Origin of the sequence: Pantoea sp. USHLN256, assembly GCF_037149875.1 — a bacterium.
GTDB lineage: Bacteria > Pseudomonadota > Gammaproteobacteria > Enterobacterales > Enterobacteriaceae > Pantoea > Pantoea nemavictus.
The window spans coordinates 87,921-109,894 of record NZ_JBBCQO010000006.1 but is presented as its reverse complement, the minus strand read 5'-3'; the positions used below and the strand labels follow the sequence as shown (position 1 = coordinate 109,894).

The window sequence follows — 21,974 nt, the reverse complement described above, 5'->3', positions numbered from 1 at the left end:
GCAGCCGGAAATCCTGGCCAGCGATGAGGCGTTAACGACCATGTTAACCGGGTTAACACAGAGCAATAAGAAAATCGTATACGATTCATTCACCCCCTCAACTCTCGCTATCATAAATTCAATAAAATTATTAAATTCAATGTCTTGATCGATATATCACTAAATCCTATTACGTGATGCACATCACCTTTTTGACCCAATGGTTAAAAATCGCACATTGACACTTGTATAATCGTATACGAAATTGCGGTGAAACAGTTTTACCTGAGATTTCACCATGAAGATTGCGCTTAGTTACCCCGGAATGAACGCCAGCGACCGCCCAATGGGGCCCGCGCCGCTCTCCGCCGCCGTGCTGCACGAACCGATGCTGTTTATTTCCGGCCAGGTGGCGATAGATCCCTACAGCGGCGAGATTGTTGGCCATGACATCGCCAGTCAGACGCGCCAGGTGCTGAAAAACGTCGGCGACCTGCTGAGCGAAGCGCAAATGACCTTCGACAACGTGGTACGCGTAACGATCTACCTCACTGACCTCAGCACCTTCAGCGAGATGAATGCTGCTTACAGTGAATTCTTTCAGTTCCCCTTCCCGGCACGCGCCACCGTGGGTATTCAGCTCAACCATCCTGACCTGCTGGTCGAGATGGAAGTGACGGCGATGCGCTGATGCATATCCATATCGAGAACGACGCCAGCGCCCCACACGCGCTCCATCTTTCGCTCGAGCAGTTGCAACAGCAGCTGAATGCGCATGCGCAACTGCGTAATCACTTCACGTTGAGCGAAAACAGCGATGCGGCGCAGACCGCCAGCTTCCTTGCCCGCTGCGACATTCTGTGGAGCGGCCGCAAGCTGGCGCTCGATGAGTTCAGCACGCCGCACCTCGGCTGGGTGCAGGTGATGTCCGCTGGCGTTGAGCAGTGGCTGGCGCACTGGCCGCAAGGCGTAACGCTCACCAATGCTTCTGGCGTGCACGGCGATAAAGGGGCCGAGTTCATTTTGATGGCGGCGCTGATGTTTAACTTTGGCATTCCCGGTTTTCTTCAGGATCAGGCGCAGCGTCTGTGGCGTCCGACGTTTGGCGGCTGCGCACGCGGTAAAACCGTGCTGCTGCTGGGCGTGGGCGGGATTGGTACGGCAGCGGCGAATTTGCTGAGCGCGCAAGGGTACCGCGTGATTGGCGTGACGCGCAGCGGCCAGTGCGATGCCAACGTGGCGCGCTGCATCCGCATTGATGCCGTTGATGAAGTGCTGCCGCAGGTTGATGTAGTGGTTTCCACCCTGCCGCTGACGCCACAAACGCACAACCTGTTCGATCGCCAGCGTCTGGACCGGCTGCCCACACGCGCCGGTATCGTGATTGTCGGTCGCGCCGATGTGTTCGATTACTCCGCGCTGCGCGAAAAACTGCAGGCAGGTGAACTGGCGGGCGCGGTGCTGGATGTGTATCCGCAAGAGCCATTACCGGCCGACGATCCGCTGTGGCACACGCCCGGCGTGGTGATGACGCCGCACTGCAGTCTCGACGATCACAGCGCTTACCTCGCCGGTTGTCTTGAGGTGTTTCTCGATAATCTGGCGCGTTACCGCCACGGACAACCGCTGCGCAACCAGGTTGATGCGGCAAGAGGTTATTAAGGGTGCGCTTTTCCCCTCACCCTAACCCTCTCCCATAAATGGGAGAGGGGATAAACAGATTTCCAGCCCGCACTATCGGCCCCCTCTCCCGCTTGCGGGAGAGGGCTGGGGTGAGGGACAAGCAGCACCCACACACACCAAAGACGTTCATAAATCACAAGGTCATCGCTTTTTCATTTACCAGCATCAGGGGAACATTCTTATGAAATTTGCACGCACTGCTTTGTTAATCTCTGGTCTCACCGGCAGCTTACTGGCGGGCATCTCCAGCGCTCACGCCGCCAGCACCGATCCCATTACGCCCACCGCCAGCGACTTCGCCGCCATGGCGCAGTGTAAAGCGCTGCAAACCAAGTATCCCGCGCTGAAAGGCAAAGATCTGGTAGTTGGCCTCGGCGGCTACACCAAAGGCTTTGAAGCGCCCTCGGAAAAAGATCCCAGCATCATTGAAGGTCTCGATCCCTCCCTGTTCGAGCGCATCAGCAGCTGCCTTGGTGCGAAACACAGTTATCAAAGCGGCTCGTTCAACGTGCTGCTCACCTCGATCTCCAGTGGACGCGCCGACATCGGCCCGATGCTGTACGTCACTGAAGAGCGCATGAAACAGATCGCTTTCGTGGCTTCCATGCAGGTGCAGGACGGTTCGATTCTGGCCCAGGGCAACCCGAAGAAAATCAACAGTGTTGATGACCTGTGCGGCAAAACCGTCGCCGCTGCTGCGGGTTCCTACGAAGCCAACAAGCTGGTGCCAGAGCAGAGCGCCAAATGCAGCGCCGCCGGTAAACCGGAAGTGAGCATGCTGATGGTGCAGAACACCGACAACAGCATTCAGGCGGTGAAAAGTGGTCGCGCCGATGTGTATCTAACCGAAGCCGGTTCAGCCATCGCCATCGCCAAAGCGGACAAAACGCTGCAGAGCGGCTTCACCGTGGACCTGCCAATCATGGTCGGCTTCCCGATTGCCAAAGATAACGCCACGCTGCGCGCTGCGGTGCTGGACGCGATGAAGGTGATTCAGGAGAGCGGCGCACAGAAAAAACTGCTGGATTACTGGGGCCAGGGCAGCGCTGCCGAACGCCCAGTGGTTGCGCGTGGTTAATGCATAAACTCAGCTGCCTCGTTTGGGTAAACCCCGCAAACGAGGCGTTGAGGAGGATAACGCCTTGGATGATTTTCTTAAGTACCTGACTTTCCCCTACCTCTGGGAAGGTGCCGTAATTGCCGTGCAGCTGTTGGTTGGTGCGCTGGCGGGCGGCATTTTGATTGGCTTTTTCCTGGCGTTAGCCAGCAGCTCAAAGCACTGGTTTATCCGCGTGCCGGTGAAAATCTACATCTATACGCTGCGCGGCACGCCGGTGTTGCTGCAGCTGATTCTGCTGTACAACGTGCTGCCGGAATTCGGCCTGCGTTTAAGCCCGTTCACCAGCGCGCTGGTCGCCCTGATGATCAACGAAACCGCCTTCTGCGCTGAAATTATTCGCGGTGGCATTATGGCGACCGATCGCGATCAGAGCATGGCGGCGCAGGCGTTCGGTTATTCGCGCAGCAAAGAGATGATCCACGTGGTGATTCCGCAGGCGTTGCGCGCCATTCTGCCCACCATGGGTAATGAAACCGTTGGGCTGCTGAAATCCACTTCGCTGGCGTCGGTGGTGGGCGTCAATGAGTTGACGATGCGCGGTCAGGCAATTGTGTCGCAAAACTTCCTGTTTATTCCGGTGCTGGTCGCGTCAGGCGGCATCTACCTGATTCTTTCCACCTTGCTGGCGGGCGGCCAATGGTGGCTGGAGAAGTTCTACAACCTGGATGAACGTGCACGTCGGGCACGCGCACGCCTGGCGAAACTACCGCCGGAAGCAGACGTGATGCCGATGCAACTACCGAAACGGCGCTGGGATACCCAAACCGCCGCGCCGGTGCTGGAAGTGGATCAGCTGTGCGTCGAGTATGCCGGCAAAGCGGTGCTGAAATCGCTGTCGTTGACCGTGCGCCGTGGCGAAGTGGTGGTGCTGCTCGGTCGCTCCGGTTCGGGCAAAAGTACGCTGCTGAAATCCATTCTGGCGCTGACGCCACGCAGCAGCGGCACCATTCAAACCGAAGGCCATTTCATGGGCAGCGACGAAAAAGGTCGCGCGCTGGCGCAGCGTCATCTGCCGGTGAACCGCGCTAAATCAGGTATCGGCATCGTATTTCAGCACTTCGCGTTATTCGATCACCTCACCGCGCTGGAAAACGTGATGAGCATTCTGCTGCGCGTGCAAGGTGCACAGCCGGAAATCGCCCGAGCCAAAGCGATGCGCGCGCTGAAGATGGTAGGACTCGGTGATTTTGCCGCCTCGCTGCCGCATGAGCTCTCCGGCGGACAGAAACAGCGCGTTGGCATTGCGCGTGCGCTAGCGGCCGAACCGCAAATCCTGCTGTTTGATGAGCCAACCTCGGCGCTCGATCCGGAACTGGTGCGCGAAGTGAACCAAACCATGCGCAGCCTGGCGCAAACCGGCATCACCATGATCATCAGCACCCATGACATCGCCTTTGCGGCAGGCGTTGCCGATCGCGTGGTGTTTCTGCAAAACGGCGCGCTGATTGAAGAAGGCCCACCAGAAATTCTGCAAAATCCGCAAACGCCGGCTTTCGCCACCTTCCTTGAACATGAAAATGCCGCGGAGGTGCAGCATGCCAACGCCTGAACTGCCGTTTGAACTGACCGCGCGCGAGCGCCTCGGCGATGCGTTGTTCCGCTATATGCAAGGCCAGCCTGCCGATGCGCGCGGTAACGAAGCGGATGCCAATCAGCAGGCTTTGCGCCGCTATCGTCTGCTGCCGCGCGTGCTGCAAGGCAATGACAGCATCGACACGCAGATTTCGCTGCATGAACAACGCTGGGCCGCACCGATTGGCGTCGGCGCCTTTGCCGGTGACCGCATTTTCCACCAAGAGGGTGTGCTGCCGATTGCCCGCGCCTGCAAACGCCTGCAGCTGCCGCTGGTGATCTCCGAGGAGACCGTCACGCCGCTGGAGCAGATTGGCGCGGAGTACCATCGCTGCTGGCTGCAACTGCGTGCAGCAGGCGATGTCGGCCGCATCAAAGCGTTAATCGATCAAGCGGCGCAGGCCGGATTTCAAAACATCGTACTTACGGTGCTGGCACCGGTGCATCCGGTGGCCGGATTACAGCCCGGCGGCTTCTCGATTGGCGACGCATTAAAACAGCGCGGCTGGCACACCATCGGCGGCACGCAGCCGGGTGTTGAGCCGCTGCCAGCATTTCCGGTGTGGCGCTGGCAGGAGATTGACGAGGTGGCGGCGCACTGCGCCAATCATCACTTACCGCTGTGGCTGAAAGGCGTTCTGCATCATGACGATGCCGCGCAGGCGGCACAACACGGCGTCAGCGGCCTGATTGCTTCGAATATCGGTCTGCGCCAGAGCGCGCGCTGGGCCACGCCGGTCGATCAGTTGCCCGATTTGCAAGCGGTGACGCGGCTGCCGCTGTTGCTGGATGGCGGCGTACGCTGCGGCAGCGATGCGGTGGTGGCACGCTGTCTCGGCGCGTCGCTGTCTCTCAGCGTGCGACCGATCATCAGTGCCTTAGTCGCCGGTGGCGAGAGCGCAGTATTCGAGCTGCTCTCCGGTTGGATCAATGAAATTACCGCCATCAGCCACTGGTGCGGCGTCAGCGACATGGCGGCACTTAACGGCAGTTTTCTCACCGAGGTACGCAACTGATGCAGACGTTAATTTTCAATCAGGGCGATGCCAGCGAATCACGCATCTATTACTGCGCCCACTATCTGGCGCACAGCCTCGGCCTGTTTGCCGCACAGCAGCTGCAGGTGCATTTCACTACCAGCGAATCAGGCGGACACACCGTGCAGGGCGGACAGGTGCCCGCGGTGTTAAGCCGCGCCGCCGATCTGACGCTCGGCGGTCCGATGGTGGTGATGAAGCATTTCCAGCAGCACGGCGCTGAGCTGCAGTGTTTCTGCGCCTCGGTGGCCGCCAATCCGTGGTTTCTCGCCGCCGCACAGCCGCAGCCGGATTTTCAGCTCAGCGACCTGCGCGGCAAGCGCGTGCTGGATGTCGGCAATGTCGGCACCGCCACGCTGACCTTCCGCTGGTTACTGGCGCGCCACGGTTTGCAGGGTGAGGTTGAGCTGGTTGCCGGCAGCGGCGATCAAGCGCGCGATTTCGCAGCGGTGGCGCACGGAGAGGTCGATTATGCGCTGCACGCCATGCACATGCTGGCGCCCGCCATCGTCGCCGAACAGCTCTGCAGCATCAGCAGCCTCGCCAGCTTATGTGGTCACGTGCCGTGGAGTGCTTACATTGCGCGCGCCGATGTGTTGCGCGAGAAAGCGCCCGCCTTCGCCGCCTTTTCCCGGGCGATAACCCAGGCGCTGGCGTGGATGGCTACGCATGATGCCGCAGAACTGGCAGAAAAAGTGCAGCCGTTTTATGCCGATTATCCGCGTGATGCGCTGGAACGCGGCCTGGCCGCCTATCAACAGGCCCGCGTTTTTGCGCCAGGCAGCATCATTCCGCGCGCTGAGTTTGCGCATTTCAGCCAGCTATTAGGCGCGATTGGCTGGCTGGATCCTTCACAACCGGTGCCCTATGCGGCGCTGGTGACGCAGGCAGGAGCAGAGCAATGAAACAGTTAATTATTAACGGCTTGGTGGTGAGCGAACACGCTACCGCACTCGCCGATCTGTTAATCGAAGACGGCAAAATCAGCGGGTTGTTAACGCCTGGTGCGATGACGGACGGCGTTGACGCGGTGATCGATGCACGTGGCCTGATCATCGTGCCTGGCGCCATCGATGTGCATACCCACTTCACCGGTTCGCACGACTTTCCCGAGCAGGAGCTGCGCGAAGGCACGCGCGGCGCGGCGGCGCACGGCGTGACCACCATCGTTGAGATGCCGCACTCGCTGCCGCCCGCGACATCTTTGGCTAACTTCAGCGCCAAAAAAAGCTGGCTGGCTGACAACTGTTCGGTGGATTACGCCATGTGGGCCGGCCTTGATGGCCGCAACGTGCACGAACTGGCGGCGCTGGATCAGGCCGGTGCGCTGGCGTTCAAAGCTTTCCTGTGCAGCGGCGCGCCCGGCGGTGAAGCCACCGACGAGAAAGGTTTGCCGCGTCTCGACGACGATGGCCTGCTGCGCGCTATGCGCGAGCTGGCAACCTTCGACGGGCTGATTGGCGTGCACGCCGAGAACCACGAGATTCTCATCGGGGCCGGCAACGAACTGCGCCGCGCCGGACGCAAAGATACGCGCGCCCATGCGCAGGCCGGTCCGGAAATTGCGGAGATTGAAGCGGTGGGCCGCGTCTTGGCCATCGCCGAAGAGACCGGCGCGCGCTGCCATATCGTGCACGTCAGCTCGGCGCGCGCCGCAGAAACCATCGTTGCCGCCAAAGGCCGCGTACGCGCCAGCTTCGAAACCTGTCCGCACTATTTACTGCTCGACGAAGATGATTTGGTGCGCATCGGCCCCAATGCGCGCTGCGGCCCGCCGATCCGCCCGCGTCCGGTGGTGGATGCGCTGTGGCAGGTGCTGCTGCGCGGCGACGTCGACATGATCGCCTCCGACCATTGCCCGTATACACCCGCGCAAAAACAGGCCGGTGAAGCCAGCATCTGGGAGGCGGGCATGGGCCTGACCGGCGTGGAAACGCTCAGTCCGATGTTCTTTAGCGCGGCACATGGCGATCGCGGCGTAGCGCTCAGCGAGTTCGCGCGTATGACCGCCAGCGGACCGGCCAAAGCCTTCCAGCTATGGGGTAAGAAAGGGGCGATCGCACCCGGGTTTGACGCTGATTTGGTGTTCTACGACGCCAGCCAGAGCTGGACGGTAAAAGGGGCGAATTTCCAGGGACTCGGCAAGTGGAGCGCATTTGAAGGGATGCGCTGTCAGGGTAAAGTGGTGCGCACCATGATTCGTGGCGTCACGGTATTCGAGGATGACCAGATGCAGGTTGAGCCCGGCTTCGGTCAGTTCGTGACCCGACAGGTTGAAACAGGAAAATAACATGGCAGGAAAACCGTCTACCGCTAGTCGTAAAAATAGCGCCCCGCTGGCGCAGGAAGCTGCAACCGATAACAGCTGGAATGCGGCACGTCCGCGCACGCTGGTCGATCACGCCGTGGATGCGATTCTCAGCGCCGCATCGCGCGGCCTGATTTTGCCCGGCGACCGCATCGCCGAACCGGAACTGGTGGCCAAGCTGGGCATGAGCCGCGTGCCGATTCGTGAAGCGCTGCGCATTCTCGAGAGCCAGGGCATCGTCACCAGCGAGCCGTACAAAGGCATCCGCCTGATGGAGATTTCGCATCAGCGGCTGGAGCAGATTATCGATGTGCGCATCCCGCTGGAGACGCTGGCCTGTCGCCGCGCCATTGAGGCTGGACGCAACAGCGCCGAGCAGCTTAACCAGCTGTATCAGGGCGTGGCGCAGATGCAGGCGATGATGCAAAACGATGACGTTTACGGTTTTGCCTCGGCCGATACCGATTTCCACCGCACGCTGTGCAGCTTTGCGCACAACCCGGTGCTGAGCAACTTGTGGGAGTCAATTGCCCGTCAGCTGACGGTGATTTTCGGTCTCTCCACCATGGGCAAATCGATGAGCGACATCATTGAGGAGCACCAACGATTGATCAATGTCTTTGCCGATGGCGACATCGCCAAAATGACCGACGAGGTTGAGAACCACATCCGCATTCAGGCGCTGGACGTGGATTACGAAACCCTGATAACACAGCGCCGACAGCACCGTTCCGCTCTCGGCTAATTTTGAAGTGCCTTTACACCAGGGAAAACACCATGAAAATCATTAACGTTGAGGCGTTTTACCTGCGCCTGCCGGTGATTGAGCAGCGTACCGACAGTTCTCAGGATGCGCTGCTGATCAAAATTACCACCGACGCCGGCATCACCGGCTGGGGCGAAGTGGATGGCAGCCCGTATGTCACCAAAGCCATCATCGAAGCGCCCTATTCGCACACCATGGTGACCGGCCTGAAATCGCTGCTGATTGGCGAAAACCCACTGGAAACTGGCCGTTTGTGGAAGAAAATGCACCGCGCCACCATCTACTACGGACGCAGCGGCGCGGTGCTACAGGCGATGGCCGGCATCGACATCGCGTTGTGGGACATCAAAGGTAAAGCGCTCGGTAAGCCGATCGTCGAACTGCTGGGCGGCGCGCTGCGCGACAAGATGCGCGTTTACTCCTCCAACATGTTCCAGTTCAGCGTGGAAGAGACCGTTACCCGCGCCCAGCACGCCATTGATACCGGCCATAGCGGCGTGAAGTTTGGCTGGGAGCCGTTCGGCACCGACGAAGCACTGGACCTGCGCTATCTCGACGCGCTGCGTAACGCGATGGGCGATAACGTGGATCTGATGCTGGATGTCGGTCACGTGTGGGATGCCAAAACCACTATCCGTCGCAGCCAGCGCTACGAGCATCTCAATCTGTTTTGGATCGAGGAGCCGCTGCATCCGGATAACTACGCCGGTTACGGCCAGGTTTCCGCCGCCTGCCAGCAGCATATCGCCGCCGGTGAGCAAGAGTGTTCCGTCGTCGGTTTCCAGCGCCTGATTGATGAAGGCGGCATCGATATCGTGCAGATCGATCTAACGCGCACCGGTTTCACCCAAGCGATGGAGATCGCCAGCTACGCGCACAGCCGTGGCCGCAATGTGTGTAATCACAATTTCACCACCGACATCAATACCGCCGCCTCGCTGCATTTCCTCTGTGCGATTGAGAATGCGCTGGTGATGGAGTACTGCGTTGAACCGGGCGAAATCAGCCGCTCGCTGGCGAAAAACCCGGTGCGCATCGCCGATGGCTACGCGTGGCTGCCAAGCGAGCCGGGCCTTGGCGTTGAACCCGATGAAGCGGTGATCGAGAAGTTCCTCGTGCGCGATTAAATTAACCTGGTCGCCATGAATAGCGACCCTACGCTGAATCCTTCGTAGGGTGCGCATTAATGCGCACCTGCTAACAGAGTGATCTGAATTACATCGCAAAAGGTTGTTGGCGCGCAGCTCACTGGCTACCCTTCTTCGCAGTGAATGCAAGAGGACGCCATGCAGCAAAAAATCTACTGGATCGACAACTTACGCGCGGTTGCCTGCCTGATGGTGATCGTCATCCACACCACCACCTGGTACATCACCGGACCGATGGCGGTAACCGGCACAACCTGGGATGTGGCGAATCTGCTCAACTCGGCGTCACGCGTCTGCGTTCCGCTGTTCTTTATGATCTCGGGCTATCTGTTTTTCGGTGAACGTAGCGCGCAGGGGCGACATTTGCTGCGCATCGTGCTGTGCCTGCTGTTTTACAGTGCGGTGGCGCTGGCATATATCACCTGGCTAACGCCGATTAGCGAAGGGCGATCGCTGCTTAAGCTGCTGCAAAAACCGGTGTTTTATCACCTGTGGTTCTTCTTCGCCATCATCGGCATCTATCTGTTGTCACCGCTGATTCAGGTGAAAAGCGTGGCGCCGCGCTATGTGGCAATGTTGGTGATTGTGCTGGCGGTGCTGGCTAATCCGAATACCGTGAGTCAGTCGCTGGGGCCGTTCCACTGGCTGCCGGTGAATCTGTATGTCAGCGGCGACAGCATTTACTACCTGCTGTATGCGCTGCTCGGACGCGCGATTGGCTGCATGGAAACGGATAAACGTAGCGTGAGCTGGCTGGCGGGATTGGGCTTTATCGCCTGCGTGATAGGCATTGCGCTTGGCACCAAACAGATGCTGAAAATCAACGGCGCGTTCAACGATACCTGGTACCTCTACTGCGGCCCGCTGGTGTTTATTGCCGCCATTAGCCTGTTAATACTGTTCAAAAACACGCTGAATCAGCGCGCGCTGCCGGGACTCGCCACCATTTCGCGCTATTCGCTGCCAATTTATGGCTTTCACGCGCTATTTATCCACTTTCTGCGCACCCATCATTACGACGACATGTCGCGGCCGTGGCTCGATTTGCCGTGGGTGATCGGCGTTACATTAATAGGCAGTCTGCTGCTGGCGATGGGGTTAAAACGCGTGGATAAACGTCATCTGGTGAGTTGATCGTCCCAGCGTTGATGCGCGCGACGCAGCTGGCGCGCCGAGGAGAATCCGGCCGCCAGCGCCGCTTTTTCCGCCGCTTCGCCCTGCTGCTGACGCTGACGAGCAATCACTAAACGCAGCTGTTCATGATATTCGCGCACGCTAATGCCCAGATGCTGGCGAAACAGCCGCGTAAGATGACGTTCGCTAACGTGTGCCCGCTCGGCTAACGCGCTAAGCGACCAGTCATGTTCGGGATGAGCAATCATCACATCCTGCGCGCGGTGAATTGCCGGATGCATATGGTTGCGATAGCGCAGCCACGGCGACAGCTGGGGATCGTCACCAGAACGGCGGAACCACACCACCATTTCACGCGCCACTTTCAGTGCCTGCGGCGCCCCGCACAGCCGATTGATCAAATGCAGCGCCAAGTCGATGCCGGCGGTAATGCCTGCGCTGGTCCAGATGCCGCTATCTTCGACAAACACGCGGTTATCTTTCACTAAAGCTGCCGGCGCCGCCGCTTTCAGGCGCGCTAACACGTCGTGGTGCGTGGTGCACTGCACGCCATCCAGCAATCCCGCCTGCGCGCAGAGCAGTGCGCCGGAACAGATGCACACCAGCGTGATGCGCTGGGCATCAATTGCCGCCTGCTGCTGGCGCAGCCAGTCACGCGCTAATGCTGCCGGTTCGGTGTCAAAACAGACGCGTGAATCGTAGACGCCAGGCACTACCAGCAGGCTGTTGTCGGGCAGCTGCGCGGGCAACGGCGCGATATCGGCGATGGTCATGCCGGTGGAGCACAGCGCGCTGGGCTGCGGACCGATGTAGTGCAGCGCGAAGTGGCCATCAGCCAGCTGCAGAGTTTCCGCCGGGCCGGTGAGATCCAGCGCCATCACGCCGGGAAGGACAAGGAAGAAGACGTGTTGTGGCATGGTGGGCTCCGTGGGATGGGTGCGTCGTTCGGCCAGGGCGGCATGAATGGCGACCAAATCAGGCCAAACTATCTGACATGACTCGCACATCATACCTGACAAAAAACCTCACATCCTGCCAAATCCAGCCATCATCAAGACATCAACGGCTTTAATTGCTGATACAAGCGCGCAAACTTGTCGCGCTGCTGCTGATAGGCTTGATGGCGTGCCGCGTCCGGCTGATGCCGCTGCGCCAATTCCAGCGCGGGCCAACGGCTATCTGCATCAATCCCCAGCTGCGCTAATCGCGCCGCACCCAGCGCCGGGCCAACTTCACCGCCGTGACAATAATCCAGCGTCAGCCCGCTAATATCCGCCAGCATTTGACGCCAGTAGGCACTCCGCGCGCCGCCGCCAATCAGCATCACCGTTTTAGGCTGCACGCCGCACTCATGCACCGCATCCATACCTTCGGCCAACGCAAATCCGACACCTTCCAGCACCGCGCGCGCCAGTTCAGCTCGGCCATGCTGATGCGTTAAACCAAAAAACGCACCCTGCGCCTGCGGATTGTTGTGTGGCGTGCGCTCCCCGGAGAGATACGGCAGGAACCATACCGGCGGCACATCGTTGCGCGCTTTTTCCGCTTCACTCAGCAACTGCGGCACATCCTCGCAGCCAGTCAATGCCGCCGCCCAATCCAGACAGGAAGCCGCGCTCAAAATCACCGACATTAAATGCCAGCGCTGCGGCAGGGCATGACAGAAGCTGTGCACCGCCCGCTGCGGATTGCTGAGATAACCATCGCTCACCAGGAAATACACGCCCGAGGTACCGAGCGACAACATGCCTTGTCCCGGCTCAACCATGCCGACGCCCACCGCGCCCGCCGCGTTATCGCCACCGCCCGCCACCAGCGGCACCGTTTTCATCCCCCAACGTGCGGCGACGTCCGGCAACAAAGTGCCGGTAATTTGATTGCCCTCAAACAGCTGTGGCATCTGGCTGCGCTGCAAATCGCAGGCGTTGAGCATCACATCACTCCAGTCGCGCTGCGCCACGTCCAACCACATCGTTCCGGCCGCATCCGACATATCACTGGCGAAATCGCCGCTCATGCGCCAGCGCAGATAATCTTTCGGCAGCAGGACTTTCGCGATTTGCGCAAACAGCTGCGGCTCATGCTGTTTCACCCACAACAGCTTGGGCGCGGTAAATCCGGGCATCATCAGATTGCCGGTGATGTGCCGCGCATCCGGCACGGGCTGCTCAAGCTCGCGGCACTGCTCGCCGCTGCGTCCGTCATTCCATAAAATCGCCGGACGCAGCACCTGATTATCGCGATCCAGCAAGGTGGCACCGTGCATCTGGCCGCTTAGGCCCATCGCCTCTACACCGCTGAGATCGTGCTGCCGCGCCAGCGCCTGCATGGCGCGATCCGTCGCCTGCCACCAGCTTTCAGGATCTTGCTCGCTCCATAGCGGCTGAGGGCGTGAAACCTCCAGCGGCGCACTCTCCACTGCTATCACCTTGCCGTGCGCATCCAGCAGCGCCACTTTCACGCCGGAAGTGCCCAAATCAATGCCGATCACCATGCTGCGCTCCTGATGAGTTAATAATCTCAGATGACAGAGTTCTAGTCGGTATTTAAGCATCCTGCTAAACCGCATGCGTCAAAGTCTCGGCAGGAACGTGCGTTCAAGCACAGGTGAGATCAAGATTTTGCTGTGGATTGCCGCTATACTCCTGCGGCATCTTCAAAGGAAGATCGTCGTCTCCGGTGAGGCGGCCGGATTTCAAATCCGGTTGGGGCCGCCAGCGGTCCCGGGCAGGTTCGACTCCTGTGATCTTCCGCCACTTCAGTTTTAGCCCGCACATTTTCTCGTTTAAGTGATCACCAATTCACTAATGAGCCTAACCTTCAGTCTCTGGCATACTACGCAACGAAGATTGATTTCAGTCCTATCAACGTGGAGGCGATATGTCAGAAGAGCACCCAACATCACCGGCTGGCGAGTTTGTCATGTTCGCCAGCGCAGATGGCAAAGTACGCGTTGAATGTCGCTTTGAAAATGAAACCTTGTGGCTTTCTCAGGCAATGTTGTGCGAACTCTATGACAAAGCCAAAGCAACCATCAGCGGACACATCAAGAACATATTTGAAGAGGGTGAGTTGGTCGAAAGTTCAGTTGTTCGGTTTTACCGAACAACTGCCAATGACGGGAAAAACTACCAGGTCCAGTACTTTAGCCTGCCCATGGTTCTTGCTATCGGTTATCGCGTCCGTTCGGTGCGCGGTACTCAGTTCCGCCAGTGGGCAACGCAAACCCTGCAAGAGTATTTGATCAAAGGTTTCGTGATGGATGACGAGCGGTTGAAAAATCCGTCCGTGGGTTCATCTGCTGTACCTGACTATTTCGATGAAATGCTGGAGCGTATTCGCGACATTCGCGCCAGTGAGCGTCGGATGTATTTACGCGTTCGCGAAATTTTTGCCTTAGCCGCTGACTATCAACCTTCTCTCAAAGAGACCACGCTGTTTTTCCAAACTATCCAGAATAAATTGCACTTTGCTTGCACCGGCTATACCGCAGCCGAGCTGATTCATATGCGCGCAAACGCCAGCCAACCTCATATGGGTTTGACGAGTTTCAAAGGTGAAGAGGTGCGCAGAAGCGATGTGACCGTGGCTAAAAATTATCTGGTTAAGGATGAAGTGAGTGAACTCAATCGCGTGGTCACGATGTGGTTGGATTTTGCCGAAGACCAGGCGCGCCGTCGCCAGCACGTTTTCCTCCGCGATTGGCAGAGCAAACTTGATCAATTTCTACAGTTTAACGATCGTGATGTGCTGCAAGGTGCGGGTTCAATCAGTAAGAGAATGGCCGATGAAAAAGCCCAGGCTGAATACGGTGAATTCGCTGAACAACAGCGTCGTTTGAAAGAGTCAGAAGGAGAAAAGAACATTGCCAGCCTGCTGCAATGGCAACCAAACACTAAAAAATCAAAATGATCACCGCGTTTAACCGAGTGGCTTGATCCGCATGCAGCCGTTGCGCTGCTCAACTCTACGCGCCAACGCTTTACTTCCCCACCCCTCTCCGTCACCTTGCTTCTTCTGCGAATAGTGGAGCCAGCCATGCTAATCCATCCAACCGATACCGTGACTTTTCGGGTAATCCGCGAAAAAAAGCGCTGCACTCTTCAAACAGCGGGGTCGTGAAAGTTTCACGCATCGCCATGCCGCCAGACAACTCTACTGCCAGTACAAGGTTTGATGACGGTGAAAGCGCCTTCTGGCATCTTCACCAATCTAACGTTGTCGCTTGTGCATCTGAGTGCAAAGCCTATGAGAAAAAAAGGGAGAAAAAGATGACGGGAATTTATCAGGCACAAGAGTGTGATTTTGAGGCGATAACTGCGGTGTGGGAGGCATCGGTGCGGGCAACGCATGATTTCTTACAGGAAGCCGATATTCTCGCGCTGCGGCCGCAGGTGCGCATGCACTATTTACCGATGGTCGAGCTGCGGGTTTACCGCGATGAGCAGCACACCATTGTCGGCTTTCTCGGCGTAGCGGAAAACCGACTGGAGATGCTGTTTGTCGCGCCGCAGGCGTTTGGGCAGGGCGTTGGGACGCAGTTGTTGCGCTACGCCACCCAACACCTTGGCGTCAACGAACTGGATGTGAATGAGCAAAACCCGCAGGCGTTAGGATTTTATCAGCGTCAGGGATTTGTCATTATGGGTCGCTCACCTCTTGATGGCCAGGGAAATCCCTTTCCCCTGCTGCACCTGCGTTACCAGCCGTGATCGCTATGGCTTGACCAGGCTTGCCTGCCAGTCGCTAAACAGCGTCGGCCAGTTTTTGGCGGGGATATTCTGTTTCTGGCCAGTGCCGAAACCATGTCCGCCCTGCTGGAAGAGATGCATCTCCACATTCACTTTGTTTTTGCGCAGCGCTTCAAACATGCGTAGCGAGTTTTGTGGTGAGGCGGTGCCATCGTTTAGCGCCTGGGCGAGGAAAGTCGGCGGCGTACGGGAGGTGACGCGATCTTCCTGTGAGTTTTGCTCAATCACTTCAGGCGTGACATCTTTGCCATACATCGCCGCGCGCGTCCCCACGTGGGTGACTCCCTCTTTGAGCGATACCACCGGATAGATCAGCGCGGTGAAATCCGGACGCGCTGAAACCTGGTCCTGCGCATTAGCCGCAGGATAGTTAGCTGCATCCGGGTTATTACTGACGTTGGCCGCGAGGAAAGCTCCGGCAGAAAAGCCCATCACGCCAATTTGATTAGGCGCAATGCGATAATTAGCGGCATTACTACGAATCAGCCGCATTGCTCGCTGTACATCAGCAAAAGCGTTATTGCGATTAACCTCAGAACCGCCGTGCGGCATACGGTAAATAAGCACAAAAGAGGAATATCCCTTCTGGCTCAATATTTTTGCCACATCCAAACCTTCAAGATCTTTCATAATATAAGAAAAACCGCCACCGGGAATGATTAGCACCGCCGAATGATTATTCTTTCCGGTGGGGGGAACATAAATCATTTCTGGAGATTCGACATTTGTGACAGCGCGATTATTACTGGCTGGGTTTTTACTAAAATTAATAAATTTATTATTCCCTGACATTTCCTTTGGCCAGATAGGAATTTCCTTATTGGCAAACGATGCAGGAAGATAAAGCATAAAAAGCAGAACTGATAATCGTGGAAACTTCATTGCGCTGGCTCCAAATCCTGAGTAAAAACAGTGACAAAAAACAGTTCGCAACCACGGGCCGCGCACTTTGTTACATTACACTTACCCATGAGATATCGAAAATAAAACCGGGGGAAAAGATTTATCCTGGAACGTTAGCAAATAATATTACTTCGTGGCACCAATATAATACCGGGCCAGTAAAAATTAGACTTTTCTCATGTTTACGTTACCAAGGCCATATGTTATAAGTAAATTTTAAACTATAAGAATATGTGACCATGGGAATTTACTGGATCATAAGTCTTAGCCTGAGTTTCGTCGCTATTGTCGAAACCATGTTAAGTAAAAATGAAAACACAGCACAAATCAGGACCTATCTTTATTTTGTCGCCGTTGTAGTACTTTTTACTTTCGGCGGTATTCGTGGCCTGGGAACCGGCCTGGATGACTTCCAGTATCGTGACTTCTTTGTTCAGTTTGTTGATAAAATTGTTATCGAAGGCTTTTGGCGCACCGTAGAGGAGTTCCGCTACGAACCCGCTATCTACGCCATTGCGGGCATCACCCGTCTGTTTACGGCGAATCCCGATATCTTCATCTTTGTCTTTGCCGTGATTTCGGTTGGCGTTAACGCCCACTATTTCCGCAAGCTCACACCGCTGCCGCTGGTAGCGCTGGCCGTGTATTCCGCACACTTATTTATCAACAAAGACATGAACCAGATTCGCTTCGGTTTATGTTCAGCCTTCCTGATGGGCTTTGTTTATCATATGTCCCGCCGCAGTAAATCCGGGATGTTTACCACTTTTATTCTTTCCTTTATTAGCCATGCGACCGCGATTGTTGCCATCCTTATTCCGCTGGCGATGATTGTTCGAAAAAATAAATACATTCCTATTTTTATCGTGCTGGCCAGCCTACCGCTTGCCTTTATGGGCAGTTCGGCGCTGATTGCCTTGCTCTCCAGCCATCTTGGCGGTTTAGGCGACAGGGCAATGGGCTATGCCAACCAGGATTCAACCCAGGATCAGGGGATTCTTACCCTCTCCAACCTGAAAAACATCGGCTTTGTGTTTATTTTTAGTTTTGTTCTGCTGAGCGACAAAATTAAGAACGTTGATGCTGAGAAGTTTAACACCTACTACATTCTGGTGATTACTTTCGCAATTGGTAGTGGTCTGAGGATGGCGCTGCAGGATTACGCTTCTGGTGGGCGTTTGGCAAACTATCTATTACAAGTTGAACCGGTACTGATCTCCCTGTGTATTTGGGAATGTAAAAAGTTAAAGAAAATCGCTGCCGTGGCAATTACGATATTAATGGTGTTGTATTACCTTTATTACAATACTGTTTCCAGCAAGCAGTCGATTACCGGTTATCAGGTTTCACAAAGCTTCAAAATTTTCCGCTAGATCCAGAAAACGCTAACTGATGACAGTTAGCGTTTCCACATTTATAAGATAAGACTTATAGACGCATGGCGAAATTCTGAATATTTTGCCTCTTTCTGGCAGCAGTTGCATTTTGCTTTGTTTGAATCTCTAATAGGTTACATCTGTGCCAGCAGAGGTCGGAATATTCCTAACTATCTATTCACGCGAAGTCTTAATGACTTTACTGGCGCTTCGTCACTCAATGTAAGAATGCAGACATGAACGAAAAAAACAACTTTGATATAGTACGATTCTCTCTCGCCTTTATCGTCATGCTGGTGCATGCCGCCGAGGTGACACGGAATACTGACATTCGTTTTCTTGCTCATTTTCTAAATAGTGACTTTGCAGTAAAAGGGTTTTTCGCAATAAGTGGCTTTCTTATTGCGAAAAGTTACTTAAGAAGTAAATCGCTCAAATCCTATTTTATTAAACGCGCGCAACGAATTTTACCGGCGTATATATTCGTTATTATTCTGTGTTTTGTCATCGGTATGTGCCTAACCACGCTGCCACTGATGGATTTCCTGAAGAACAAAGAGACCATCAAGTATCTGATCGCTAACTTCTCGTTCCTGAACTTCATTCAGGCTTCGTTACCGGGCGTGTTCACCAGTAATCCCAACCAGCCGATGGATGGCTCGCTGTGGACCATTAAGGCCGAACTGACGCTGTATGTGCTGCTGCCGTTTATCGTGCCGCTGATGAAGAAAAATCCGCTGAAAGTGTGGGGCGTGATTTTTGTTATCTCTTGCGCCTGGTTCTTCTACTTCACTTCGGTGTATACCGGCGCGAAAGCCGATACGCTGGCTAAACAATTTATCTCGCTGTCGTCTTATTTCTTCTTTGGCAGCCTGCTGGCGATCCACCAGCCCATTTTTGAGCGCCTGAAAGAGATTACGATTGTTTCGCTGGTGCTGTTCCTGCTGTTTAAGAGCACCGATTATGCGTTCATCATCGAGCCGGTGGCGTTCTCATCGGTGGTGATCCTGTTCTGCACCAATCTGTGCAAAGAGGTGAAGATCAGCCAATACGGTGATTTGTCATACGGTATGTATCTCTATCACTGGCCGATTATTCAGGTGCTGCAGCACTTTGGCGTGTACGATTCCAACGCCTTTGTCGGATTGTTGCTAACCATTGTGATTACGCTGGCGCTGGCTTACACCTCGTGGAATGTGCTGGAGAGTCGCTTCCTGAAGCGCGCGCATCATACGCCGCCACCGATTGTTCCAACCACCACAGCGCGCGACTGAGTTCGTCAGGCTGTAAAAAAACCCGCTTCCGGTGCAGCCTGAAGCGGGTTTTGTTTTTTCAGATGGTCGCGCCCATTGAGAGCCGGTAGTGCAAATTCACCTGCTCAATAGTCGGCTGCTGATTAATCTTTTTCAGGATGATTTCCGTCGCCACCTTGCCCATCTCAAAACGTGGTGTGATCACGCTGGCTAGTCGGGGCGTCGTCGCCTGACCAATATCCAGCCCGTGGAAACCGGCAATCGCCATCGTCTGCGGCACGGCAATTCCTACTGCCTGACACTCCTGCAGCACGCCAACGGCCAAATCATCATTAGTGCACAAAATCGCGTCCATCTCTGGATAGAGCTGGCGCGCCAGCGTCATCATGCCGGTACCAATCGATACCGAAGAGACCTTATTCGGCACAATACGGCCGGCAGGCAAACCGGCCGCTTCCACCGCATCGCGATAGCCGGCATAGCGCTGCTCGTCGCGACGATCGGACATCGAACCAAAATAGATAATGCGCTGTTTGCCGCTGGCCAGCAGCATCGCCGTCATATCGTAGCCGGCGCGATAGTTATCGAAGCCAACGTTGATGCGGCCATTCGCTTCCGTTATTCCCATCACCTCCGCTACCGGAATATTCGCGGCATTAAGGTACTTCTCCGCCCGCACGGTGTGTACCGATTCGGTCAGAATTAACCCTTTGATATTAAAAGCCAGCACCGTGGCGATCTGCTCCTCTTCACGCTGCGCATTGTAGTCGTAATTGACCACCAGCGTTTGATAGCCGTGCGCGCTGGTAACCGATTCGATTCCGGCCAGCAGATCGGCAAAGATTTGATTATTAAATGAAGGGATCAACACGCCGATACGCGGCGGATTTTGTTTGGTCGCTGCCACATTGTCGGTATCGGCGACGTAGCCGATCTCAGCGATTACGCTCGCGATTTTCTCCGCCGTTTCCGTTTTGACCTTTTCTGGCGTGCGTAAATAACGGCTGACCGTCATTTTGGTGACGCCCGCCAGAGTAGCAATATCGTCCAGAGTGATGCGCTGCGTTTTCATTACGGCGTCCGCAAAGAGGGGCTGAGAATCAACGTATTATGCCCGTTGATGGCTAAAAAATGAAACGCACCAATGCGGTCAGCCGGGTGAAATAAAAAGGGAAATTTTCGCATCCAACAGAATGAAAATTCTATTCTATCGCAACTTTTGCAATCTCCTTACAAAGTGAGTTGATGAAAAACCTATCAATTCATTGAGCTATATAACTTCCCTTGACCAGTTAATCAGCAATTTTCGCAACCCCCTTCACACTTTTCGGAAAAAATGATCCAAAAACCATCATTTAGAACATATATTCCATAGCGAAGACCTCGCGTGCATAAAAGTTGAACATCGAAACCTACATAACACCTCTTTCTGAACAAGTAATGTTCAGGCCGTAGAGACAAGGGGCTATAACAATGGATACCAGGCAAAAACGCTACAACATGAAGTATGTCATTCTCTGCTGTACCGTCGCGGCATTTGGCGGTCTGCTAATGGGTTATGACTCTTCCATTATCTCCGGGGCAATCGAACCCTTAAGTGAATATTTCCAGCTAACGCCTGCCGAAACAGGCTGGGCGGTTTCCAACATTCTGCTCGGCAGTTTGGTCGGCTGCTTTATGGCACCGCGCCTCAGCGACAAGCTGGGACGCAAAAAATCCCTCGCCATCACCGCTCTGCTGTTTACCCTTTCGGTGGTCGGCACGGCAATCGCCCATAACTTCACCGTCTTCGTCATCTTCCGCATGATCGGCGGCCTGGCGATTGGCCTGGCGTCGGTGATTTCGCCGATCTATCTGGCTGAGCTGTCGCCTTCTAAGTTTCGTGGCCGTACCACCGCGCTGTATGCCGTGTGCTGCGTCGGTGGTCAATCGGTGGTGTTGCTGACTAACTACTTCATCACCAAATCCACCTTGCCGGATGTGATGATCAACATGGGCTGGCGCTACATCCTCGCGACGGCGCTGGTGCCGTGTGCGCTGTTTATGTTGTTCATCGCCTTTATCCCGGAGTCACCGCGCTGGAACGTGCTGAAAGGCAAATATGATGAAGCGCTGGATACGCTGACCAAGATCTCAAACCGCGAGCATGCCGAGAGCGTGTTCAATGAAATCAAACATTCGTTTTCTGATAAAACCGCGCAGCAACACAAATCGCGTTTGCGTCTGGATAAGACCACCATTCCATTGCTGATTGTCGGTATCGGTTTGGCGGTAGGTAACCAGATTAGCGGCATCAACGTAATTCAGTACTTTGGGCCAACCTTGCTGAAAAACGTCGCGGGCAGCACCGATTCAGCGCTGCTGCAAACTTTCTGGCTGTCGATTTGTCAGTTTATCGGCGTACTGGTGGGCATGATGCTGATCGATAAAGTGGGTCGTCGTAAGCTGCTGCTGCTGGGCGCCATCACCTCTTGCGTGTGCCTGACCTACTCCTTCATCGCCTTCTATTACCATTTACCGGGCATGCTGGCGGTGGTGGGCTTGTTCGCCTATATGATTTTCTTCGGTATGACGTGGGGCCAGATTGTGTGGACGGTGTTGGGCGAAGTGTTCCCGACTGAGATTCGTTCAATTTGCGTCGGGATTTCCATCTGTGCGATGTCGATGGCCAACTTTGTTATCAGCAGCACCTTCCCGATCATGAACAGCAGCCCGATGCTGCTGGATATGTTCCACGGTGGCTTCCCGCTGCTGCTGTTCGCCATCTTCTCGCTAGGAATGTACTTCTTTACCTTCCGCTATTTGCCAGAAACGGCGGGCGTGTCACTCGAGAAGATCCACGCTTTGGTACTGCGCAAATTTAACGTCGAAGCGGACCTGCCGGAGAGCACCGCAACTGGCAAGCCGAGCGAGTCGTTTGATATTCCAAGACATTAATTGTTAA

Annotated in this window: 19 protein-coding genes and 1 tRNA gene; 16 read left to right on the top strand and 4 right to left on the bottom strand. The window is 55.5% G+C overall.

What is annotated here, in order from left to right:
- Positions 1–277 precede the first annotated feature (277 nt).
- From WFL93_RS16210 to WFL93_RS16165, 10 genes are all read left to right on the top strand, one after another.
- A complete protein-coding gene (locus WFL93_RS16210) occupies positions 278–670 on the top strand; it encodes a Rid family detoxifying hydrolase (RefSeq protein ID WP_336778571.1) in 393 nt (130 codons plus the stop codon).
- Entirely contained in the window at positions 670–1,641 is a 972-nt protein-coding gene (locus WFL93_RS16205; protein ID WP_336778570.1) for a D-2-hydroxyacid dehydrogenase, read from the top strand. The genes WFL93_RS16210 and WFL93_RS16205 overlap by 1 nt, the downstream gene beginning before the upstream one ends.
- 202 nt (positions 1,642–1,843) lie before the next feature.
- Entirely contained in the window at positions 1,844–2,740 is an 897-nt protein-coding gene (locus WFL93_RS16200; protein ID WP_049852358.1) for a transporter substrate-binding domain-containing protein, read from the top strand.
- A gap of 64 nt (positions 2,741–2,804) precedes the next feature.
- Positions 2,805–4,331 (top strand): amino acid ABC transporter permease/ATP-binding protein, encoded by a 1,527-nt coding sequence (locus WFL93_RS16195; RefSeq protein WP_049852359.1) that lies wholly within the window; start codon positions 2,805–2,807, stop codon positions 4,329–4,331.
- Entirely contained in the window at positions 4,318–5,370 is a 1,053-nt protein-coding gene (locus tag WFL93_RS16190; RefSeq protein WP_336778569.1) for an alpha-hydroxy acid oxidase, read from the top strand. Before WFL93_RS16195 ends, WFL93_RS16190 begins: the two co-directional genes overlap by 14 nt.
- Complete coding sequence (locus WFL93_RS16185) at positions 5,370–6,296, top strand: ABC transporter substrate-binding protein (RefSeq protein WP_336778568.1); 927 nt, start codon at positions 5,370–5,372, stop codon at positions 6,294–6,296. The genes WFL93_RS16190 and WFL93_RS16185 overlap by 1 nt, the downstream gene beginning before the upstream one ends.
- Complete coding sequence (locus WFL93_RS16180; RefSeq protein WP_336778567.1) at positions 6,293–7,681, top strand: dihydroorotase; 1,389 nt, start codon at positions 6,293–6,295, stop codon at positions 7,679–7,681. Before WFL93_RS16185 ends, WFL93_RS16180 begins: the two co-directional genes overlap by 4 nt.
- A gap of 1 nt (position 7,682) precedes the next feature.
- Positions 7,683–8,444, top strand: coding sequence for a GntR family transcriptional regulator (locus WFL93_RS16175; protein ID WP_336778566.1), 762 nt, complete (start codon positions 7,683–7,685; stop codon positions 8,442–8,444).
- Between the two features lie 32 nt (positions 8,445–8,476).
- Positions 8,477–9,592 carry a mandelate racemase/muconate lactonizing enzyme family protein gene (locus WFL93_RS16170; protein ID WP_336778565.1) on the top strand — a complete coding sequence of 372 codons (1,116 nt, stop codon included), beginning with the start codon at positions 8,477–8,479 and terminating at the stop codon, positions 9,590–9,592.
- 159 nt (positions 9,593–9,751) lie between these two features.
- On the top strand, positions 9,752–10,747 hold the full coding sequence (locus tag WFL93_RS16165) for an acyltransferase (protein WP_007893451.1): 996 nt from the start codon (positions 9,752–9,754) through the stop codon (positions 10,745–10,747).
- Here the strand turns inward: WFL93_RS16165 and WFL93_RS16160 are convergent.
- Positions 10,732–11,664 (bottom strand): GlxA family transcriptional regulator, encoded by a 933-nt coding sequence (locus WFL93_RS16160; protein WP_049852365.1) that lies wholly within the window; start codon positions 11,662–11,664, stop codon positions 10,732–10,734. The two genes, WFL93_RS16165 and WFL93_RS16160, sit on opposite strands and share 16 nt — an antisense overlap.
- 134 nt (positions 11,665–11,798) lie before the next feature.
- The gene (xylB, locus tag WFL93_RS16155) at positions 11,799–13,241 is read right to left on the bottom strand and encodes a xylulokinase (protein ID WP_336778564.1); all 1,443 of its coding nucleotides are present in this window, start codon (positions 13,239–13,241) and stop codon (positions 11,799–11,801) included.
- A 167-nt stretch (positions 13,242–13,408) separates the two neighbouring features.
- Here xylB and WFL93_RS16150 point away from each other — a divergent pair.
- From WFL93_RS16150 to WFL93_RS16140, 3 genes are all read left to right on the top strand, one after another.
- A tRNA-Sec gene (locus tag WFL93_RS16150) sits at positions 13,409–13,503 on the top strand.
- Positions 13,504–13,627: 124 nt separating this feature from the next.
- Positions 13,628–14,659, top strand: a complete 1,032-nt coding sequence (locus tag WFL93_RS16145; protein ID WP_336778563.1) for a virulence RhuM family protein — start codon at positions 13,628–13,630, stop codon at positions 14,657–14,659.
- Positions 14,660–15,018: 359 nt separating this feature from the next.
- Entirely contained in the window at positions 15,019–15,459 is a 441-nt protein-coding gene (locus WFL93_RS16140; RefSeq protein ID WP_336778562.1) for a GNAT family N-acetyltransferase, read from the top strand.
- Positions 15,460–15,462: 3 nt separating this feature from the next.
- Here WFL93_RS16140 and WFL93_RS16135 read toward each other — a convergent pair whose 3' ends face one another.
- Positions 15,463–16,446 (bottom strand): alpha/beta hydrolase, encoded by a 984-nt coding sequence (locus WFL93_RS16135; RefSeq protein WP_336778561.1) that lies wholly within the window; start codon positions 16,444–16,446, stop codon positions 15,463–15,465.
- Positions 16,447–16,640: 194 nt separating this feature from the next.
- Between WFL93_RS16135 and WFL93_RS16130 the strand changes: the two genes are divergently transcribed.
- Both WFL93_RS16130 and WFL93_RS16125 read left to right on the top strand, forming a co-directional pair.
- Complete coding sequence (locus WFL93_RS16130; protein WP_007893462.1) at positions 16,641–17,774, top strand: EpsG family protein; 1,134 nt, start codon at positions 16,641–16,643, stop codon at positions 17,772–17,774.
- A gap of 239 nt (positions 17,775–18,013) precedes the next feature.
- Positions 18,014–19,051, top strand: a complete 1,038-nt coding sequence (locus tag WFL93_RS16125; protein WP_336778560.1) for an acyltransferase family protein — start codon at positions 18,014–18,016, stop codon at positions 19,049–19,051.
- Positions 19,052–19,109: 58 nt separating this feature from the next.
- Here WFL93_RS16125 and WFL93_RS16120 read toward each other — a convergent pair whose 3' ends face one another.
- Positions 19,110–20,102, bottom strand: a complete 993-nt coding sequence (locus tag WFL93_RS16120) for a LacI family DNA-binding transcriptional regulator (protein ID WP_336778559.1) — start codon at positions 20,100–20,102, stop codon at positions 19,110–19,112.
- A 401-nt stretch (positions 20,103–20,503) separates the two neighbouring features.
- Between WFL93_RS16120 and WFL93_RS16115 the strand changes: the two genes are divergently transcribed.
- Positions 20,504–21,967, top strand: coding sequence for a sugar porter family MFS transporter (locus tag WFL93_RS16115; RefSeq protein WP_007893467.1), 1,464 nt, complete (start codon positions 20,504–20,506; stop codon positions 21,965–21,967).
- Positions 21,968–21,974: the final 7 nt, after the last annotated feature.

What these genes read in the sequence shown, in the direction of transcription:
- WFL93_RS16210 (WP_336778571.1), top strand. Translation starts at nt 278, where the DNA reads ATGAAGATTGCGCTTAGTTACCCCGGAATGAACGCCAGCGACCGCCCA.
- WFL93_RS16205 (WP_336778570.1), top strand. Translation starts at nt 670, where the DNA reads ATGCATATCCATATCGAGAACGACGCCAGCGCCCCACACGCGCTCCAT.
- WFL93_RS16200 (WP_049852358.1), top strand. Translation starts at nt 1,844, where the DNA reads ATGAAATTTGCACGCACTGCTTTGTTAATCTCTGGTCTCACCGGCAGC.
- WFL93_RS16190 (WP_336778569.1), top strand. Translation starts at nt 4,318, where the DNA reads ATGCCAACGCCTGAACTGCCGTTTGAACTGACCGCGCGCGAGCGCCTC.
- WFL93_RS16185 (WP_336778568.1), top strand. Translation starts at nt 5,370, where the DNA reads ATGCAGACGTTAATTTTCAATCAGGGCGATGCCAGCGAATCACGCATC.
- WFL93_RS16180 (WP_336778567.1), top strand. Translation starts at nt 6,293, where the DNA reads ATGAAACAGTTAATTATTAACGGCTTGGTGGTGAGCGAACACGCTACC.
- WFL93_RS16175 (WP_336778566.1), top strand. Translation starts at nt 7,683, where the DNA reads ATGGCAGGAAAACCGTCTACCGCTAGTCGTAAAAATAGCGCCCCGCTG.
- WFL93_RS16170 (WP_336778565.1), top strand. Translation starts at nt 8,477, where the DNA reads ATGAAAATCATTAACGTTGAGGCGTTTTACCTGCGCCTGCCGGTGATT.
- WFL93_RS16165 (WP_007893451.1), top strand. Translation starts at nt 9,752, where the DNA reads ATGCAGCAAAAAATCTACTGGATCGACAACTTACGCGCGGTTGCCTGC.
- WFL93_RS16160 (WP_049852365.1), bottom strand. Translation starts at nt 11,664, where the DNA reads ATGCCACAACACGTCTTCTTCCTTGTCCTTCCCGGCGTGATGGCGCTG.
- xylB (WP_336778564.1), bottom strand. Translation starts at nt 13,241, where the DNA reads ATGGTGATCGGCATTGATTTGGGCACTTCCGGCGTGAAAGTGGCGCTG.
- WFL93_RS16145 (WP_336778563.1), top strand. Translation starts at nt 13,628, where the DNA reads ATGTCAGAAGAGCACCCAACATCACCGGCTGGCGAGTTTGTCATGTTC.
- WFL93_RS16140 (WP_336778562.1), top strand. Translation starts at nt 15,019, where the DNA reads ATGACGGGAATTTATCAGGCACAAGAGTGTGATTTTGAGGCGATAACT.
- WFL93_RS16130 (WP_007893462.1), top strand. Translation starts at nt 16,641, where the DNA reads ATGGGAATTTACTGGATCATAAGTCTTAGCCTGAGTTTCGTCGCTATT.
- WFL93_RS16125 (WP_336778560.1), top strand. Translation starts at nt 18,014, where the DNA reads ATGAACGAAAAAAACAACTTTGATATAGTACGATTCTCTCTCGCCTTT.
- WFL93_RS16120 (WP_336778559.1), bottom strand. Translation starts at nt 20,102, where the DNA reads ATGAAAACGCAGCGCATCACTCTGGACGATATTGCTACTCTGGCGGGC.
- WFL93_RS16115 (WP_007893467.1), top strand. Translation starts at nt 20,504, where the DNA reads ATGGATACCAGGCAAAAACGCTACAACATGAAGTATGTCATTCTCTGC.